Annotated in this window: 12 protein-coding genes, 1 tRNA gene and 3 pseudogenes; 5 read left to right on the top strand and 11 right to left on the bottom strand. The window is 65.5% G+C overall.

Going from position 1 to position 18,186, the window contains the following annotated elements:
* Positions 1-55: 55 nt before the first annotated feature.
* From K307_RS24785 to K307_RS24765, 5 genes and pseudogenes are all read right to left on the bottom strand, one after another.
* A pseudogene (locus K307_RS24785) lies at positions 56-439 on the bottom strand (transposase); the annotation flags it as partial.
* Between the two features lie 148 nt (positions 440-587).
* Positions 588-1,895 (bottom strand): group II intron reverse transcriptase/maturase, encoded by a 1,308-nt coding sequence (gene ltrA, locus K307_RS24780; protein WP_042876603.1) that lies wholly within the window; start codon positions 1,893-1,895, stop codon positions 588-590.
* A gap of 667 nt (positions 1,896-2,562) precedes the next feature.
* Positions 2,563-3,870 carry a group II intron reverse transcriptase/maturase gene (gene ltrA / locus K307_RS24775; RefSeq protein ID WP_042876603.1) on the bottom strand — a complete coding sequence of 436 codons (1,308 nt, stop codon included), beginning with the start codon at positions 3,868-3,870 and terminating at the stop codon, positions 2,563-2,565.
* A gap of 510 nt (positions 3,871-4,380) precedes the next feature.
* A pseudogene (locus K307_RS24770) lies at positions 4,381-5,322 on the bottom strand (IS4 family transposase); the annotation flags it as partial.
* A gap of 120 nt (positions 5,323-5,442) precedes the next feature.
* Positions 5,443-6,360 carry a c-type cytochrome gene (locus K307_RS24765; protein ID WP_042883526.1) on the bottom strand — a complete coding sequence of 306 codons (918 nt, stop codon included), beginning with the start codon at positions 6,358-6,360 and terminating at the stop codon, positions 5,443-5,445.
* 466 nt (positions 6,361-6,826) lie between these two features.
* Between K307_RS24765 and K307_RS24760 the strand changes: the two genes are divergently transcribed.
* Positions 6,827-6,902, top strand: a tRNA-Arg gene (locus tag K307_RS24760).
* Positions 6,903-6,976: 74 nt separating this feature from the next.
* Here the strand turns inward: K307_RS24760 and K307_RS24755 are convergent.
* Complete coding sequence (locus K307_RS24755) at positions 6,977-7,552, bottom strand: DUF1294 domain-containing protein (RefSeq protein WP_042883525.1); 576 nt, start codon at positions 7,550-7,552, stop codon at positions 6,977-6,979.
* A gap of 121 nt (positions 7,553-7,673) precedes the next feature.
* Between K307_RS24755 and arfB the strand changes: the two genes are divergently transcribed.
* The gene (gene arfB / locus K307_RS24750) at positions 7,674-8,078 is read left to right on the top strand and encodes an alternative ribosome rescue aminoacyl-tRNA hydrolase ArfB (protein ID WP_042887378.1); all 405 of its coding nucleotides are present in this window, start codon (positions 7,674-7,676) and stop codon (positions 8,076-8,078) included.
* 72 nt (positions 8,079-8,150) lie between these two features.
* Here arfB and htpX read toward each other — a convergent pair whose 3' ends face one another.
* Complete coding sequence (gene htpX, locus K307_RS24745; RefSeq protein ID WP_042883524.1) at positions 8,151-9,029, bottom strand: protease HtpX; 879 nt, start codon at positions 9,027-9,029, stop codon at positions 8,151-8,153.
* Between the two features lie 117 nt (positions 9,030-9,146).
* Positions 9,147-9,572 (bottom strand): hypothetical protein, encoded by a 426-nt coding sequence (locus K307_RS24740; protein ID WP_329955925.1) that lies wholly within the window; start codon positions 9,570-9,572, stop codon positions 9,147-9,149.
* Between the two features lie 164 nt (positions 9,573-9,736).
* Here K307_RS24740 and K307_RS24735 point away from each other — a divergent pair, with 164 nt between their 5' ends.
* The 3 genes from K307_RS24735 (at position 9,737) to K307_RS24725 (ending at position 11,831) form a co-directional block, all read left to right on the top strand.
* Positions 9,737-10,201, top strand: coding sequence for a Cd(II)/Pb(II)-responsive transcriptional regulator (locus K307_RS24735; RefSeq protein WP_042883523.1), 465 nt, complete (start codon positions 9,737-9,739; stop codon positions 10,199-10,201).
* A gap of 530 nt (positions 10,202-10,731) precedes the next feature.
* Positions 10,732-11,157 (top strand): nucleoside diphosphate kinase regulator, encoded by a 426-nt coding sequence (gene rnk / locus K307_RS24730; RefSeq protein WP_051975172.1) that lies wholly within the window; start codon positions 10,732-10,734, stop codon positions 11,155-11,157.
* A 260-nt stretch (positions 11,158-11,417) separates the two neighbouring features.
* The gene (locus tag K307_RS24725; protein WP_042883522.1) at positions 11,418-11,831 is read left to right on the top strand and encodes a hypothetical protein; all 414 of its coding nucleotides are present in this window, start codon (positions 11,418-11,420) and stop codon (positions 11,829-11,831) included.
* 158 nt (positions 11,832-11,989) lie between these two features.
* Here K307_RS24725 and K307_RS50680 read toward each other — a convergent pair.
* The 3 genes and pseudogenes from K307_RS50680 to pyk form a co-directional block, all read right to left on the bottom strand.
* A pseudogene (locus K307_RS50680) lies at positions 11,990-15,083 on the bottom strand (efflux RND transporter permease subunit).
* A gap of 455 nt (positions 15,084-15,538) precedes the next feature.
* Entirely contained in the window at positions 15,539-16,405 is an 867-nt protein-coding gene (locus K307_RS24715) for a neutral zinc metallopeptidase (protein WP_042883521.1), read from the bottom strand.
* 293 nt (positions 16,406-16,698) lie between these two features.
* Positions 16,699-18,162: a pyruvate kinase gene (gene pyk / locus K307_RS24710; RefSeq protein WP_042883520.1), complete on the bottom strand. Its 1,464-nt coding sequence runs from the start codon at positions 18,160-18,162 to the stop codon at positions 16,699-16,701.
* Between the last annotated feature and the right edge of the window lie 24 nt (positions 18,163-18,186).

The following is an 18,186-nucleotide window of genomic DNA, read 5'->3' as shown; positions in this document are numbered from 1 at the left end:
CGCGCCGCACCGCTGCGCCGGACGAAAAAAATGCCCGCGGATGCGGTAATGCCGTTCAGTTAAGGTCCTTTCTGAGGAACCGGACGGTGTAGCGCTTAGGCAGGGCTTTGACCACACGGGGGCACTTACGCCCCCGTCGTTTTTGGACGATCGCCAACTGAAGTTTGGCCCGCATGCGCTGCAGATGGGCCGGCAGCTTGCCTGGGGCCATGCCGGCTGCCCAGGTCAGTTCGCCCTGTATCAGGCGCAAGGCCAGCACAAAGCTCAGGTCGGTAGGCTCGACGCGGGCCTCGAGCGCAGCCTTGGCCATCTCCAGACGTACCAGGTTGTACGCAATCAGTGCCCCCCAGATTTCCTGATGCACGCCCTCAGGCTGGCGGCTGCGCAAGGTCAGTTCGGCCCCGAGCATCGTCTGCTTCAGTTCCCGATAGCTGGTTTGTCGGGTAAAGGACTGGCGCGGTGCTCGGCTTGTCCGGCCCGTTTCCAGCCCCTCCCCATAAGAACTGCTCGTGAGGTTTTCCCTCAAGCAGCTCACCCAGTGAGATTCATCGCAAGGGTTATGAGTCCTATCGGTGTGGCGACCACTTTCACGCGAACCCCTCCGCGCCCGACAGCGGGCGCGTCTTCCAGTCCCAGAACAGTCCCAGGACTCCGTAGAGGTACTCGTTACTCCATCGTCGCCACCCGATGCTCGTCTTCTGGCGTCGCTTGCGCCGCGTTAGCAGGGTTCGAACCTTCATTTCCAGATAGTCGCGCACCTCGCTGAAGGCGCGACTGGCGTTGCCGACCCGGAAGTAGTTGACCCATCCCGCCACCGCAGCGTTGAGTTTCGCGACCAGCTTCACGGCCGGGGTCGAGCCTCCATGCCGGATGATGTCGCGGATCCTCGCCTTGATGGCTTGGCGAGCCTTCTTCTTGGGGGTCATCAGGACGAAGTACCCGTTCCCCGCTCGTTTGCGCACGCGACGCAGGTCGAATCCCAGAAACCCAAAGGCGTCCTCCTTCAATGTATCCACCACAATGGTTTTCTCCGTGTTCAACTCGACGCCTAGCGGCACGAGTTGTTCCCGCAAACGCTGCAGGGCACGTTCAGCCCAGCCGCGTTTGGTGTGGTGGCCACTGACGGTGATGACAATGTCGTCAGCAAACCGGTGATAGTTCACTGCCTCGTAAGGGCCCTGTGCCGTCTTGCGTCGAATCTCATCGAACATCCAGTCAATCTCATTCAAGTAGATGTTCGCAGCGAGTGGGCTAAATGGGCCACCTTGCGGTACCCCAACTTTGCCCGCTGCTTTGATAACCTGCTTGACCAAGTGCATGACCTGAGGATCCTGAATGCGCTTCGCGATCTTGCCCAACAGGGTTGAATGTTGAATTGTGTCAAAGTAGCGCGACAAATCCACATCAACCACCGTCGACATGCGCCGCAGCACACTGCGTCTGACTTCCGCCAGCGCGCGGTGTGGGGACCGCTTCGGTCGGAACCCGTAGGAGTTCGGGCAGAAGTCCGCCTCGAATACCGCTTCGAGGATCAGTTTCAGCGCCCCCTGCACCACGCGGTCGCGGATGCAAGGAACCTGGAGAACGCGGACCTTGCCATTGCTCTTCGGGATCTCTACCCTGCGGTTCGGCTTGGGTTCATACCTGCCTGTTTTGAGGTCTGCCTGAATCTCCGCAAGGAATACAGTACGTCCCGATGCCTCGATGTCTTCAAAACTCAGATCATCGATTCCCGGCGCACCGCCGTTCCTCTTGGCGATACGGTAGGCCTCGTCGAGGGTTTCACTCTTCGCAATATGTACGAAGAGCCCCCAGAAGCGATGAGTCTTGTCAGACTTCGCCTTGCGATATATCCGCCTTCTCAGTTCCTGCAGACTGCCGGATGCCTTTGTCATTTCATCCCTGCCTCACCTTGTTGGGCGGAGTACTCACCGGTCCGGGCCCTTCCCTCCGGGCGCGTTTTGCTGCACGCCCATCGACAGTACTACGACCCGATCCGTCACCCTGGCACCTATGCCCGCATTTCCCACTCGCGGTTATAGCGGACATCTCCTCGACGGGATTTCTCCGCCGGGTGCCGAGGGCTTCTCCAGTTTCCACGTTATCCTTCACACCATGTCGCCGCTGATACCCCGCCGGTGAGAGTTGCCGCATCGGACTCGTTTCGGACAACTCTTGCTGCTTTCGCGCGTTATCGACCGTCTCAGCCACCGGGTTTTCGTGTGACGAGGCTACATCTGCGTTCACTGCACGTTGCAACCTGGTGCGTTGCATACACTCCTTTCTGAGCATACTGTCGGAGGGCTCCGTCATCTTGCTTTCGCGCCATGACGCCTCCCAAGCTACGAGGCTTGAGTCTTTTGCCTCGGTCGGACTTACACCGACTGGATAACGTGTCCTTATCTGGACACACGTCGGGTAAAGGACTGGCGCGGTGCTCGGCTTGTCCGGCCCGTTTCCAGCCCCTCCCCATAAGAACTGCTCGTGAGGTTTTCCCTCAAGCAGCTCACCCAGTGAGATTCATCGCAAGGGTTATGAGTCCTATCGGTGTGGCGACCACTTTCACGCGAACCCCTCCGCGCCCGACAGCGGGCGCGTCTTCCAGTCCCAGAACAGTCCCAGGACTCCGTAGAGGTACTCGTTACTCCATCGTCGCCACCCGATGCTCGTCTTCTGGCGTCGCTTGCGCCGCGTTAGCAGGGTTCGAACCTTCATTTCCAGATAGTCGCGCACCTCGCTGAAGGCGCGACTGGCGTTGCCGACCCGGAAGTAGTTGACCCATCCCGCCACCGCAGCGTTGAGTTTCGCGACCAGCTTCACGGCCGGGGTCGAGCCTCCATGCCGGATGATGTCGCGGATCCTCGCCTTGATGGCTTGGCGAGCCTTCTTCTTGGGGGTCATCAGGACGAAGTACCCGTTCCCCGCTCGTTTGCGCACGCGACGCAGGTCGAATCCCAGAAACCCAAAGGCGTCCTCCTTCAATGTATCCACCACAATGGTTTTCTCCGTGTTCAACTCGACGCCTAGCGGCACGAGTTGTTCCCGCAAACGCTGCAGGGCACGTTCAGCCCAGCCGCGTTTGGTGTGGTGGCCACTGACGGTGATGACAATGTCGTCAGCAAACCGGTGATAGTTCACTGCCTCGTAAGGGCCCTGTGCCGTCTTGCGTCGAATCTCATCGAACATCCAGTCAATCTCATTCAAGTAGATGTTCGCAGCGAGTGGGCTAAATGGGCCACCTTGCGGTACCCCAACTTTGCCCGCTGCTTTGATAACCTGCTTGACCAAGTGCATGACCTGAGGATCCTGAATGCGCTTCGCGATCTTGCCCAACAGGGTTGAATGTTGAATTGTGTCAAAGTAGCGCGACAAATCCACATCAACCACCGTCGACATGCGCCGCAGCACACTGCGTCTGACTTCCGCCAGCGCGCGGTGTGGGGACCGCTTCGGTCGGAACCCGTAGGAGTTCGGGCAGAAGTCCGCCTCGAATACCGCTTCGAGGATCAGTTTCAGCGCCCCCTGCACCACGCGGTCGCGGATGCAAGGAACCTGGAGAACGCGGACCTTGCCATTGCTCTTCGGGATCTCTACCCTGCGGTTCGGCTTGGGTTCATACCTGCCTGTTTTGAGGTCTGCCTGAATCTCCGCAAGGAATACAGTACGTCCCGATGCCTCGATGTCTTCAAAACTCAGATCATCGATTCCCGGCGCACCGCCGTTCCTCTTGGCGATACGGTAGGCCTCGTCGAGGGTTTCACTCTTCGCAATATGTACGAAGAGCCCCCAGAAGCGATGAGTCTTGTCAGACTTCGCCTTGCGATATATCCGCCTTCTCAGTTCCTGCAGACTGCCGGATGCCTTTGTCATTTCATCCCTGCCTCACCTTGTTGGGCGGAGTACTCACCGGTCCGGGCCCTTCCCTCCGGGCGCGTTTTGCTGCACGCCCATCGACAGTACTACGACCCGATCCGTCACCCTGGCACCTATGCCCGCATTTCCCACTCGCGGTTATAGCGGACATCTCCTCGACGGGATTTCTCCGCCGGGTGCCGAGGGCTTCTCCAGTTTCCACGTTATCCTTCACACCATGTCGCCGCTGATACCCCGCCGGTGAGAGTTGCCGCATCGGACTCGTTTCGGACAACTCTTGCTGCTTTCGCGCGTTATCGACCGTCTCAGCCACCGGGTTTTCGTGTGACGAGGCTACATCTGCGTTCACTGCACGTTGCAACCTGGTGCGTTGCATACACTCCTTTCTGAGCATACTGTCGGAGGGCTCCGTCATCTTGCTTTCGCGCCATGACGCCTCCCAAGCTACGAGGCTTGAGTCTTTTGCCTCGGTCGGACTTACACCGACTGGATAACGTGTCCTTATCTGGACACACCGATTTCCCAACGGCGCTGGTAGCACGCAATGATGTCGGCTGCCTTGAAGCGCCGACGGTCCGTCAACGAGGTCAACAGGATGCGATCTGAGTCCTTGTTCCGGATCGCGCGCGCGGTCCAGGTCTCTGGCAAGGCTGGATTCTTACGCCGCGCTTGAGGCGAGACCTTCATCTGGACGATGCCATCGTCCTCGCTGCCTGAGAGTCGCTCCCACTGCAGATTCTTCTTGGCCGGTATCAGGAAGTGGCGCTCGCTGCCGCCCATGCGCAAGCCCCACAGGATCTCTGCGGCCAGGAAGCCCTTGTCAAAGATCGTCAGCGAATCATCCGGGACCCGCTCAATGAGCGTCTTGGCATAGAGCATCTCATTGCACCCATAACGGCCAAAGGCGATATCGGCAACAAGATGGGTGGGCACGGCCGTGAGCGAGACACCGCGGACTTGTGGATAGCTGGCGACCTTGCCGCTGGCATAGCTCTGGGCGCCAAAGTGGAGGCGATTCTCAGGACTATCCGCGGTGCGGAAGGTGGTCCCATCCATGGCGTAAAGCGCCAAGCCCTTCCATTTGTAGTGCGCAGCATCCTGAGCCACCCACGCGCGTGCGGTCTGCTCGAACAGCCACAACAGAGGCTTGTCTCCAAGCCGCTCGCGGGCTTGGGCGATCCCGCTCTTGCTGACACAGGCGTTGGCATCGTTGGGCAGTGCCAGGTCCAGCGTCTCCAGCACATCGGGAATCGATTGGTGCCGATAGAGCGCCAGTGCAATGACCAGCCAGACCACCTGTTCTGCGGGCAGTCGACGCCGACGAATGGACGCGGTCCCCGAGGCTGCCAACGCCTGCTCAATCCAAGCTATCGGCAGATGCTCGCTGAGCCGGGCAAAACTGGCCGGTTCACTAAGCTCAAGGGTGGCGTGGACTTGTTCCGATAGCATCGAAACGGCAAGTTAACAGCTCGACACCTTGTTTACAACCCCTGCAATGAAAAATGCCGTTCAGACTTAACTGAACGGCATTACCGCGGATGCGGGCATTTCTGTTTGCGGCTCGCTGGCTTACTTGGCGGCGTTGGCCATGTAGTCCGAGGCGGCGATCACGTCGGCGTCCGGGCCGGCATAGCCGCCCTTGGGCGGCATCACGCCCTTGCCCTTGAGCGCAAAGTTGTGGACCGCGTCCATGCCTTCCTTCAGGCGCGGCGCCCAGGCGGCCTTGTCGCCGAACTTGGGCGCACCGGCCACGCCGGCGGCGTGGCACGCGGCGCAGACCTGGTCGTAGACCTTCTTGCCGACTTCCGCCGAAGCGGCGGCAGGTGCGGCGGCCGGGGCAGCAGCGGCCGCCGGAGCCACGGCGGCAGGCGCGGCCGGAGCAGCCGGAGCAGCCGGGGCCGGCGCAGCGGCGGCAGCCGGCGCGGCAGCTGCCTCGGGGGCGGGGGCCGCGGCCGTCGTCGGTGCGGCGGCGGCCGGGGCGGGCGGCTCGGGGAACTTGGCGCCGCCGGCGTCGGCCATGTAGACCACGGCGCGGGCCAGTTCGTAGTCGGTGTAGTCGTCCGGGGTGCTGCCGGCGCGCGGCGGCATCGCGCCCTTGCCGTTGAGCAGCGACTTCATCAGGCCGTCAAAGCCCTGGCCGATGCGCGCGCTCCAGTCCGCAGCGGTGCCGTACTTGGGCGCACCCGCCGCGCCAGTGGCGTGGCAAGCGGCGCAGATTTCCTTGTAGACCTGTTCACCGGTCTTGAACACGCGCGGCGCGTTCGGATCCTTGATTTCCAGCAGCGCGACCGGCTTGATGCGGTCGTTGATGGCTTCTGCAGTGGTGCCCGCACCGGCACTTTCGGTCGAGCCGTGTCCGACAAAGTTGACCAGCAGGATGATCACGATGATCGGCACCAGGAAAGCCGCGATCACAACTGCGATCAGCTGCTTCGGCGTCTTGATGGGAGACTCGTGTTCGGGGTGTTCGTTGTGGACGTCGCTCATACAGAACTCTCAGTTTTGCAGGAAACCTTCTGGCCGCTCACGCTCGGCTTGCTTTTTCTGGCCCGATCCCGGCCATTTGCATGACCACTATCTGGCCCCCATCCGGACCGCCCGTGCTGCCCTGCGGCCTTTGCCTGACTTGGGTCTGTTGCTATTTGCGTGCTTCGGACTGTCCCCCGGACCGGGCCCCGATTGTCACCGACAACAGGCCGCGCAACCTTGACCTTGATCGACTGGCCTCATGGATTGCGCAGCGGGCACGATTTGACGCAAATAGTTGGCGATTATAGCGCCAAAGCCCCCTTGCCAGTGCCCAAAAGCGGCGGTTGCGAGACGTTGCACGACGCCCCTGGCGGGACCGCATGGACGGCATCGGGCAAAAGCGGTATCCTATGCGACTTTCCTGCGGCGGCATTCGCCGACCGCAACCGCTGTACCCGCAAAACCGGTTGCAAAACCGTCCTGTGCGCCCGTAGCTCAATGGATAGAGTACTGCCCTCCGAAGGCAGGGGTTGCTGGTTCGATCCCAGCCGGGCGCGCCAAGATTTCCTTCCGATACATGATGTGATGGCGGCCCTGGCCATCGGGCGACCGCCCGTTCAGGCGGCGCTCCGGTCTACCCGGCGACACCCGTCTTCCATAGCGCTATCGCCGTGACGTTCAAGACCACAGTCCCCCAGAAGGTCACCTGGAATTCCGGCTTCCGGTTCTTGTGCCGAAGCAGGTGCTGGGCGGCAAGCGCGCCCGGCCAGCCGCCGCATAGCGCCAGCAGGTGCAGCTGGGCCTCAGGGATGCGCCACGCGTTGCGAGCCGCGCGAGCCTTGTCAATCGCGTAGGCAAGAAACGCGAAGATGCTGGCGAGGACGCTGACGATACCGGCCTGCCGCGGGAGATAACCCGTGAGGGCGCATCCGACGATGACCACCAGGGCTGCCAGGCCGAGCAGGGCTGGCAGCAAGCTTGCCTCTGCGTTTTGCCTGGGCGCGCCCGCGATGACAACGTCAAGCGCCTGCATCCGGCCATCCTTGCCGAGGGCCAGTTCGAAGCTGACGCGATCGCCTGGCTTGGGCGTCACGGCGCGAGTCTGCAGCGCCGTGATGTGGAAAAAAATATCTTTTGAGTCCGCGTGGACGTCGATAAAGCCAAAGCCCTTCTGGGCATGCCACGACTTGACCCGGCCCGCTTTTCTCATGTTCTTGACGTGTTCTGGTACGAGGCGTCAAGTGTAGGCGAAGACCCCGGTTGCGCGGCAAGTGCGCGCCGCGGGCAAGGCGAGCCCGCGGATGCCAGCAGGCGCTTGCTATGATGCCGCCATGACCGACGACCTCGTCATTCCCCACCACGAGTACCTGATCACGGCGATCCGCGCGCAAGGTGCGGGCGGCCAGAACATCAACAAGGTGTCCAATGCCGTCCACCTGCGCTACGACGTGCGTGCCTCCTCGCTGGCGCCCGACCACAAGGAGCGCCTGCTGGCGCTGAACGACCACCGCATCACGCGCGACGGCGTGGTGGTGATCAAGGCCCAGCAGTTCCGCAGCCTCGACCTGAACCGCGACGAGGCGGTGCGGCGGCTGCACGAGCTGGTGCGCAGCGTGGCCACGCCGCCGCGCGCGCGCCGGGCCACGCGGCCCACGCGGGCATCGCGCCAGCGCCGGCTGGAATCCAAGAGCCAGCGCAGCCAGGTCAAAGCGCTGCGCGGCCGGGTGCTCGACTAACACCCGCTTCGGTCCCCCTTCAGGTCCCGCTCCTGCATGCCGCAGGGGCGAGCTCGTTGCTTGCGCCGGGTTTCAGCGTGCAGACTGCAGCGCGGCAATTCGCTGCTCGATTGGCGGATGGGTCGAGAACAGCGCCAGCCAGGACTTGCCGCCGGCGATCCCCATTGCCTGCATGTTTTGCGGCAGGCCGTCCGGCTCTAGGCCGCCGAGGCGGCGCAGCGCCGATACCATCGGCGCGGGCGATCCCATCATGCCGGCCGCGCCGGCGTCGGCGCGGAATTCGCGGCGACGCGAGAACCAGGCCACGATGATGCTGGCCAGGATGCCGAACACGATTTCACAGACGATCACCGTGACCATGTAGCCGATCCCCGGCCCGCTCGATTCCTCGTCGTTCTTGCGCAGCATCGAGTCGACGAAGTAGCCGACCACGCGCGCCAGGAAGATCACGAAGGTATTGACCACGCCCTGGATCAGCGTGAGCGTGACCATGTCGCCATTGGCCACGTGCGCGACCTCGTGCGCCAGCACCGCTTCCACTTCATCGTGCGACATCGACTGCAGCAGGCCGGTGGACACCGCCACCAGCGAGCTGTTCTTAGTGGCGCCGGTGGCGAAGGCATTGGGTTCGCCCTCGTAGATGGCCAGTTCCGGCATGGGCAGGCCAGCGCGCTGGGCCAGCTTCTCGACGGTCTGCACCAGCCACAGCTCGGTGCTGGTGCTGGGGTGGGTGATGACCTGCGCGCCGGTGGACCATTTGGCGATGGTCTTGGACATCAGCAGCGAGATAAAGGCGCCGCCGAAACCCATCAGCGCCGCGAAGGCGAGCAGGGTGCCCAGGTTCAGGCCGTTGGCGGTCAGGAACCGGTTCACGCCCAGGACGCTGGCGGTGATGCTGAGGACGAGCATGACGGCGAGGTTGGTCGCCAGGAAAAGCAATACGCGTTTCATGAGTATGTGGTGGAACAGTAAGGCGGTAGGACGCGGACAAGCCGCACGCGCGCGCCGCACGCGGGGCGCGGCACACAGGAAGGGGCGAGCGCGGCCCGGGGGGCCGCGCGAGTGGATTCAGGCGCGCGGCGGACGCGGCAGCAGAGGGAGGTCGGGTTCGGGCAGCAAGGCGCCGGCATAGCGCGGCGGCCCGGCGCGGCCGGACCAGGCCGCAAGACGCAATGGAGGCGCCGGCAGCAGTTGCTCGGCGAGGTCGGCACCGGGCTGCAGCTGCGGCTCGGCGGTTTCGGAAGAGGGGGACGGCTGGCCCGTGGCGGCGGCGTCGGCAGGGTCCGTGCCGCTGTCATCGACGGCGGCTGGCGCAGTCAGCGCATCGCCGGGAGACGCCACCGCGTGCGCGACCGCGGCTGCCCAGCCCGGAAGGGGCAGGCAGACCAGCATCAGGACCAGCAGGAGGAGCCGGAGGGAGCGCACGCGAGGACGGCTTGTCTGTAAGTGTCCACGGAATTCTACAGGATGCGGGTTGGCGACGGCGCCCTGCATGCGGGCTAGCCCATCATGCGCAACCGGTTGCCTGCGGCACTTGGCCAATGGCCGCAGAGCGCGGCCGGCGTGGCCAATGCGCCACCGCTGCAAAGGGGGGCGGCCTGTCCTACACTATCGTCAACCCTGTAGCGGTTACAGGGATTTTGCACAAGGACTCCGGCATGCGCATCGGCGAACTCTCCCGTACCAGCGGCTGCGATGTCGAGACCATCCGCTACTACGAACGCGAAGGACTGCTCGACGTGCCCCGGCGCGAGCCCAACGGCTACCGCCGCTATGACGACGGCCACCTGGTCCAGCTCAACTTCGTGCGCCATTGCCGCTCGCTCGGCATGAGCCTGTCGGACGTGCGCCGGCTGCGCGAGTTCGAGCGCAACCCGTCGCAGGACTGTGACGACATCAACACGCTGCTGGACCGCCAGATCGCGCAAATTCACGCCCAGCGTGTGGCGCTGGAGGCGCTCGAAAGACAGCTGCGCGCGCTGCGCGAGACCTGCCACCGCCACCATCACCAGCCCGCCAGCGAATGCGGCATCCTGCAGAACCTGCAGCAGGCCGCCGCCGGCGCCGCGTGCGAATGCCATCCGGACGCGCACGACCACCAGGGCCATGCCGCCAACGGGTGAGGCAGGCGCGCGCGTCGCTGTGCTACGATGGCTGTACCCGTGACCGCACCACACCGGTGCACGAACCACGACGGCAGTGCACGTAGTAAGCAATGACTTACGGCGCTTGCTAACCCAGCAACAGACTCTGCCGTCGACCCAACCCCTGATGATTTCTCGCGTGACCGTGCCTGATCGCCTGATGCCGCTGAACGACGTGCCTGCCCGCTTGCCGCGGACGGGTCGTCCGCGCGCGGCCGGGATCGCCATGGCCACCGCCCTGCCTCAGCGCGCGCCGCGCGCGATGTCTCCCCGCCGGATCAGCGCACCGCCTGATTCCGCCCGGTTCCCAGCCTGATCGTCTCCCACCGCGGGGCCCGGGCCGAACCGGGCCCGAGCCAGCGTTTCCGTTGTTGCCGGCGCTCGCCCACGGGCCAGCGCCGGATCCGTTGATGTCTGCGCTGCTGCGCAAAGCCAAGACCTGACCGCGCCCCCCCGCCTGAACGCAGGCCGCCGGGCCGCGCCAACCCTGACTGCCGGAGGAACCTGCCATGACGGCCAACCAAGCCACCCCGACCAACCCGACCCTTTACCTGACCGAGCTCGACGTCACCCGCCTGGAGCGCATCGCCAGCCGCGCCGGCTCGGCGCAGCTCGAAGAATTGCTGGACGACCTGCTGGCACGCGCCACCATCGTCGCGCCGGACGAGATCCCGACCGACGTGGTCACCATGAACTCGCGCCTGGCGTGCACGCTGCCGGGCGAGCAGGCGCCGCGCAACTGGACGCTGGTGTATCCGGACGCCGCAGACTTCGATGCCGGCCGGCTCTCGGTGCTGTCGCCGGTGGGCCACGCGTTGCTGGGCGCGCGTGCCGGGCAGACCGTCAGCTACCGGCTGCCGGACGGCCGGGAGCAGCAGGTCACGATCGACGAAATCGCTTTCCAGCCCGAAGCGAGCGGCCAGTACACCCTCTGAGCCCGCGCCCCGTGCGTGCAGCCGGCGCCACGCGCCGGCCGTCGGCGGCGCATACCGTTGGCGGTCCGTGGACACCATTCATCCGCAAGCCCGTCGTTTCACGACTCGCAACGCACCATTCGTCGCAGCGGTATTTCTGCTTGCTGGGACTGTGACTAATCTTCAATCCGTGCTCGCATCACAACATAGATTGCAGAGCGGCCGGAGTGTTAGCCGGTCACATACCAAGAAAAGACGAAATCAGTTGAAGGAGTCCCAAAATGATCGCCAGACGTATCCTTGGCGGCGCGCTCGTGTTCGCGGCTGTCGCCGCGTCCGCTGCGGCGTTGGCTGCCCCCGCTGCCAGCAAGGTTGGCAAATTTGATGTGTATGCCGACGCGCTGCGCGCAGGCAAGTACGACGTGTACACGGACGGCGCCAAGCAAGGCAAGTTCGATACGTACACCGATGGCGCCCGTACCGGCCGCTTCGACTCGTTCTCGGAAGGCTCGCGCAGTGGTGGCAAGTTCGACACCTTTAGCGAAGGCACGCATACCTTCAGTGGCGAGATCTCGAAGCAAGGCAAGTTCGATACCTTCAGTGAAGGTACGCACACCTTCAGCGGCGATATCGCCGACCGCGCGCTGGACAACTCGCGCACCGGTGACGGTTCGCTGTACGGCTATCGCGTCTGATCTTCACGGGTCTTCTCCAGGACCCCGGGCGGCCACTGCGGTGGCCGCAAGTTTTCTCTCCCGCCTGCCCGGCCGACCTCCTCCTCCTTCTCTCTTCGCCTGGCAGGCGATTTTTCCTTCCTGACCGATCCCCGGCAACTGCCGTGCGCGCCTGAGCATCATGCCGATGGCGTTTGCGTGGCCTCGCTGCCATCCGCCGCCGACTTCGTTTGCTGCAAGCGTGGCAGGCTGCGCGCGATTGCCGCGTAGAGCAGCGGCACCGCCAGTGTCCCCAGCACCGTCGTACCCAGCATGCCACCGAGCACGCCGGTACCGACCGCCTGCTGCGCACCCGCGCCCGGGCCGGTGCTGATCGCCAGCGGCACTACGCCCAGCACGAACGCCAGCGAGGTCATCACCACCGGCCGCAGCCGCTGGCGCGCGGCGCGCGTGGCGGCTTCCACCGTGCCCATCGTCCCGCCGCGGCGCAGTTACTCGGCATATTCAACGATCAGGATCGCGTTCTTGGCGGCCAGCCCCATGATGACCACCACGCCCACCTTGAAGTAGACATCGTTGGGCATGCCGCGCAGGAAGATCGCGGCCGCTGCGCCCATCAGCCCGGTCGGCACGATGACGATCACCGCCAGCGGCAGCGTCCAGCTTTCATACAGCGCCACCAGGCACAGGAAGATAAACAGCAGCGACAGCGCAAACAGCCACGGCGCCTGCGTGCCGGTCTGTTGCTGCTCGAAGGCGCGGCCGGTCCAGCGCATGTCGTATTCCGGACCGAGTCCGCGCACCAGTTCCGTCAGCCGTTGCATCGCCGCACCGGTAGTGTGGCCGGGTGCGACCTCGGCATTGATGCGCACCGAGCTGAAGCCGTCGAAACGTTCCAGCGTGACTTCGCCACGGCCCCATTCGAGCGAGGCGAACGCCGCCAGCGACACCATCGCGCCCTGCGCGTTACGCACATGCACGCGCGCAAGCTGGTCCGGGTGCATGCGGAAAACGGTGCGTCGGCCTGAAGGATGACGCGCCGCACGCGGCCTTCGCGCGCGACCTCGTCGATATAGCGCGAGCCCAGCGTGGCCGACAGCGTGTGGTGGATGGTCTCGGCATCGACGCCGAAAGTCTCGGCCTTGCGGTAGTCGATCTTCAGGTCCAGCGCCGGTACCGGCTGGCCGGTGGTGGCGCGCACCTCGCCCAGCACCGGATCCTGTTTCGCATGCTCGATCAGCTTGTCGCGCGCGGCAAAGAGCGCCTCGCGTCCCACCGGCTGGCGCGCCACCAGGCGCATGTCGAGGCCGCCGATGCTGCCCAGCTCGGGCAGCGCCGAACTGTTGTAGGCATAGAGCTGCGCCGCGGCCGGGCCACGTTTCCAGTCCCGCCGACAGCCGCGCCAGCACCGCCTGCGCGTTGTCCTTGCGGCCGCGCGTCTTCCAGTCGGTCAGGCCGATAAACAGGCTGGCGCGCAGCTCGCCGCTGCCGCCGCTGGACCAGCCCAGCACCGCGAAGCTCGATCGCACCGGATAGCGCTCCTGCTGCAGCCATTGCTCCAATTCGGCCACCAGCCGGCGCGTATCGGCTTGCGTGCCGCCGGCCGGCAGTTCAACGTCGACCACGATCTCGCCGGTATCTTCCTCCGGGAGTAAACCGCTCGGCATCTTCCACAGCGCATAGCCGCAGGCGAGCGTCAGCGCCAGGTACACCGCCAGCCAGCGCAGCCGCTTGCGCTGCAGCGCCTGCACCCAGCCGGCATAGCGTGCGGTGAATGCGGCAAAGCGGGCATCGAACCAGGCCAGCGGCCCGCGCGCCGGCGCTGCGCTGTGGCGCAGCAGGCTGGCGCACATCGCTGGCGCGAGCGTCAGCGCAAAGAACAGCGAGAATGCGATCGACACCGCCAGCGTCACCGCGAAATGCCGGTAGATCACGCCCACCGCGCTGCCGAAGAACGCCCACGGCACGAACACCGCGCACAGCACCAGCGTCACCGCCACCAGCGCGCCGGAGACTTCGCGCATCGAGCGGGCCGCGGCCTGCATCGCGCCCACGCCGTCGGTGCGCATGATGCGTTCGGCGTTCTCGACCACGACGATGGCATCGTCCACAAGAATGCCGATCGCCAGCACCACGGCGAACAGCGTGATCACGTTGAGCGACAGTCCGAGCGCATACAGGCACGCGACCGTGCCCAGCAGCGACACCGGCACCACGATGCCGGGCATCAGCGTGGCGCGCAGGTTGCCCAGGAACAGGTACAGGATCAGGAACACCAGCACCGTGGCTTCCGCCAGCGTCAGCAGTACGCGCGAGATCGAGGCCTGCACGAAGGTGGCGCCGTCGTACGAGATCTCGTAGCGCACGTCGCCCGGGAAGCCGCGGCTGGCTTCATCCAGCGCGGCGCGCACGGTGCGCGAGGCCTGCAGCACGTTGGCACCGTCGGCCAGCTTCAGGCCGATCGACGCGGCGTTGCGGGTGTTCAGCGTAGAGCCGTAGCGATAGTCGCTGGCGGCCAGTTCGACCCGCGCCACGTCGCGCAGCAGCACGGCCGAGCCATCGGTGGCCGCGCGCACGACGATGCGCCCGAACGCCTGCGCATCGCTCATCGGCGCGGGCGGACGCACGATCGCCTGGAACGGCTGCCCCGGCACCGCGGGCGCCGCGCCGAGCTGGCCCGGCGTCACGTTGCCATTGCGCGCGCGGATCGCGGCTTCCACATCGGCCGTGGTCAGGTTGAAGGCGTGCAGCTTGTCCGGGTCGAACCAGATACGCAGCGCATACTCGGCGCCATAGGGTTCGGCCTTGCCGATGCCGGGCAGGCGGCGCAGCAGCGGCAGCACCGAGCCCGCAGCAAAGTCGCCCAACGCGGTTTCGTCGAGTTGCCCGCTGTCCGACACCAGCGACACGTACATGAAGGCGCTGCTGCTGGCCTGGTCGACATAGACGCCGCCGCGGCGTACTGCCTCGGGCAACAGCGGCTCGGCCTGCGCCACGCGGTTGCGCACGTTGACCTGTGCCAGCTGCGGATCGGTGCCCTGGCGAAAGCCCAGCGTCACGGTGGCGGTGCCACCCTCGCAGCTGGAATCGAGATAGAGCAGGCCGCATCTGCTGCTCCAGCACTGCGGTGACGCGGTCTTCCACGGTGCGCGCGGACGCGCCCGGGTAATCGGCGTAGATGATCACCGTGGGCGGCGCCACCGCCGGGTACTGGGCGATGGGAATGCGGTTCAGGGCCACCAGGCCCGCCACCACGGTCAGGATGGCCAGCACCCAGGCAAACGCCGGGCGCTACAGGAAGAATGACGCCATGTCATGTCAGCGCTGGCACGGGCGCACGGCAGGCACATGATTCGGCCGTGGCTCCGGTGCGGTTGGAACGGAACGGCTTTGGTGGAGACGCCGCAAGCTGCGGCAAGCGGCTGCAACAGGCGCCGCGGCAAGCTGCGCGGCGATGGCACTGGTGATGTTGGCAGCGCCGGGTGTCGCTTTGCCGATTTGGTCAGGGAGCGCGTGGCCCGTCGACCGGGGCCGGCGTGTGTCGCGGCGCGTGCATGGGCCTTGCGGGAAGCGCCCGGCGCTGCGGCACGAAAGATCGATAAGGATCGGTGCCGGCGTCTGGCCGTCGTACTGCGGCCTTGGCGGCGATTATAGACAGGGAACGGGGCCCGGACAACGCGAACGTCACATTGCCGGTACCGCTCCGGCGTCGGGGGTAGGGCCGGAGCTCAGAGATCGCGCGAGGCGAAGGTATCGCACTTGCGGATATCGCCCGACTCGATGCCGCGGCGCAGCCAGCGCACGCGCTGCTCGCTGGAGCCGTGGGTGAAGGCCTCGGGCACGACATAGCCTTGCGAACGGCGCTGCAGCCGGTCGTCGCCGATGGCGGCGGCGGCCTTCAGGCCTTCCTCGATATCGCCCGGTTCCAGCAACTGCTGGTTGGCGCGCTGCGCGGTGGCGGCCCACACGCCCGCCAGGCAGTCGGCCTGCAGCTCCATGCGTACCGACAGCTGGTTGGCCTGCGCCTCGCCCATGCGGCGGCGCGCGGCGTCGACCTTGTCCGAAACACCCAGCAGGTTCTGCACATGGTGGCCGATCTCGTGCGCGATCACATACGCCTGGGCAAAGTCGCCACTGGCGCCGAAGCGCTGGCGCAGCTCGTCATAGAACGCCAGGTCGATATAGACCTTCTGGTCGCCGGGGCAGTAGAACGGGCCCATTGCCGACTGGCCTGTGCCGCATGCGGTCGGCGTCGCGCCGGCAAACAGCACCAGTGTCGGCGGCGCGTAGCGGCGGTTCAGCTCGGTCTCGAAGATGTGTTGCCAGGTGCGCTCGGTATTGCCCAGCACCTTGCGCGTGAAGACCGTCATCTGGTCCGTCGCCGGCGGGCGGTTGACCTGCTGTTGCTGCGGCGCGCCGGACCCCTGCAGCACCGAAGCGCCCTGCATGATCAGCATCGGGTCGATGCCAAAGAAGTACGACGCGGCCAGTGCAACGATGACGGTGCCGATGCCGATCGTCTTCCCGCCGACACCGCCGAATCCGCCGCGGCGGTCTTCAACGTGTTGGCTTTCGGCTTCGTCATCTAAGCGCATGGGGGCTCCGGGAAAATAGGGGTTCTGGCAAGGGTGCAGGTGGCAACCAGTATAGCAATCGGGGGTAGCGGATGCCGCTGAGCGCGACCGTTGCGTTCCGGACAGTGGCGGGGACGGTCTTCGTTAGCGCACTTTCGCTTTATGCGCCGCCACGGCGGCAGCGCATAAAAAACACCACCTGCTCGCCCTGGAGTCGGGCAACGCAAGTGGTGTGCGGCAAAACAAAGAAACCGGGCTCGCGCCCGGTTCCGTCACTGCCTGAAGGTCCCGGGACGGGAACGCTATCGGTTTGCTCAGGCCACGGCGGCCTCGCGTGCGGTGGGTGTGGTGGCCACGGCGCTCGCGCCGACCTCCGCCACGCGCAGCAGGTTGGTGGTCCCGCCCTGACCGAACGGCATGCCCGCGGCAATGGTGATCTGGTCACCCGGTGCGGCATAGCCTTCCACCAGCGCCGCGCGCGTGGCGGCTTCAACCATTTCATCGACGCTCTGCACATCCGGGCTCACGGTGGAGTGGATGCCCCAGGCAATCGCCAGCCGGCGCGCGATCTCCAGGTTCGGCGTGATGCTGACGATCGGCGCGCACGGCCGCTCGCGCGCAGCACGCAGCGAGGTCGCGCCCGACGAGGTGTAGGTCACCGTCGCGGCCGCGCCAATGATCTGCGTGACCTCGCGCAGCGCCGCGCAGATCGCATCCTGGCGCGTGTTCAGCGGGGTCTCGTGCTGGGCGTCGAGCAGGTTGCGGTACAGCGGGTCGCGTTCCACCTCGGTGACGATGCGGTTCATCATCGACACCGCCGGCACCGGGTAGCGGCCGTTGGCGGACTCGGCCGACAGCATCACGGCATCGGCGCCTTCATAGATCGCGCTGGCCACGTCCGATGCTTCGGCGCGCGTCGGCACCGGCGAGTCGATCATCGATTCCAGCATCTGCGTGGCGATCACCACGGGTTTGCCGAGCTGGCGGCACACGCGCAGGATGCGCTTCTGCACACCGGGCACGCGCTCGGGCGGCAGTTCCACGCCGAGGTCGCCGCGCGCCACCATCACCGAATCCGAGACCCGCACGATCTCTTCGAGCTGCTGCAGCGCGGCCGGCTTCTCGATCTTGGAGAGGATGCCGGCACGGGTGCCGACGATCTCGCGCGCTTCGACGATATCGGACGGGCGCTGCACGAACGACAGGCCGATCCAGTCCGCGCCCAGCGACAGCGCGAAGTCCAGGTCCTTGCGGTCCTTCTCGGTCAGCGCGGGGATGGGGATCACGGCGTCGGGCACGTTCACGCCCTTGCGGTCGGACAGCGTGCCGTTGTTGACCACGCGCGTGGTGATGCTGCCGGTGGACACGGCCTCGACCGACAGGCGCACCTTGCCGTCGTCGATCAGCAGCGACTGGCCGGGTTGCGCGGCCTGGAACAACTCGGGATGCGGCAGGTAGACGCGCGTGCCGTCGCCCGGCGTGGGATCGCTGTCGAGCACGAACACATCGCCCGCGCGCACCGCGACCTTGCCGGCGGCGAAGGTGCCGATGCGCAGCTTGGGGCCCTGCAGGTCGGCCAGCACGCCAATGGGGCGGCCGGTCTCGGCCTCGACCTGGCGCACGGCGTCGTAGCGCGCGCGATGGTCTTCGTGCGTGCCGTGGCTGAAGTTGAGCCGGAACACGTCCGCGCCGGCCTCGAACAGTGCGCGGATCACCGCGATGTCGGTGCTGGCGGGGCCGAGCGTGGCAACGATCTTCGCTTTGCGCTGGCGTCTCATGATGTCTCCTCTTCCATTCTCGGG

Source organism: Cupriavidus necator A5-1 (assembly GCF_000744095.1).
In the GTDB taxonomy this organism is placed as follows: Bacteria; Pseudomonadota; Gammaproteobacteria; order Burkholderiales; family Burkholderiaceae; genus Cupriavidus; species Cupriavidus necator_A.
Note: the sequence above shows the minus strand (reverse complement) of the source record. Positions and strands in the feature narration are given on the sequence as shown.

What these genes read in the sequence shown, in the direction of transcription:
- K307_RS24755 (WP_042883525.1), bottom strand. Translation starts at nt 7,552, where the DNA reads ATGAGAAAAGCGGGCCGGGTCAAGTCGTGGCATGCCCAGAAGGGCTTT.
- K307_RS24735 (WP_042883523.1), top strand. Translation starts at nt 9,737, where the DNA reads ATGCGCATCGGCGAACTCTCCCGTACCAGCGGCTGCGATGTCGAGACC.
- htpX (WP_042883524.1), bottom strand. Translation starts at nt 9,029, where the DNA reads ATGAAACGCGTATTGCTTTTCCTGGCGACCAACCTCGCCGTCATGCTC.
- ltrA (WP_042876603.1), bottom strand. Translation starts at nt 1,895, where the DNA reads ATGACAAAGGCATCCGGCAGTCTGCAGGAACTGAGAAGGCGGATATAT.
- K307_RS24725 (WP_042883522.1), top strand. Translation starts at nt 11,418, where the DNA reads ATGATCGCCAGACGTATCCTTGGCGGCGCGCTCGTGTTCGCGGCTGTC.
- K307_RS24765 (WP_042883526.1), bottom strand. Translation starts at nt 6,360, where the DNA reads ATGAGCGACGTCCACAACGAACACCCCGAACACGAGTCTCCCATCAAG.
- pyk (WP_042883520.1), bottom strand. Translation starts at nt 18,162, where the DNA reads ATGAGACGCCAGCGCAAAGCGAAGATCGTTGCCACGCTCGGCCCCGCC.
- K307_RS24740 (WP_329955925.1), bottom strand. Translation starts at nt 9,572, where the DNA reads ATGCAGGGCGCCGTCGCCAACCCGCATCCTGTAGAATTCCGTGGACAC.
- rnk (WP_051975172.1), top strand. Translation starts at nt 10,732, where the DNA reads ATGACGGCCAACCAAGCCACCCCGACCAACCCGACCCTTTACCTGACC.
- ltrA (WP_042876603.1), bottom strand. Translation starts at nt 3,870, where the DNA reads ATGACAAAGGCATCCGGCAGTCTGCAGGAACTGAGAAGGCGGATATAT.
- K307_RS24715 (WP_042883521.1), bottom strand. Translation starts at nt 16,405, where the DNA reads ATGCGCTTAGATGACGAAGCCGAAAGCCAACACGTTGAAGACCGCCGC.
- arfB (WP_042887378.1), top strand. Translation starts at nt 7,674, where the DNA reads ATGACCGACGACCTCGTCATTCCCCACCACGAGTACCTGATCACGGCG.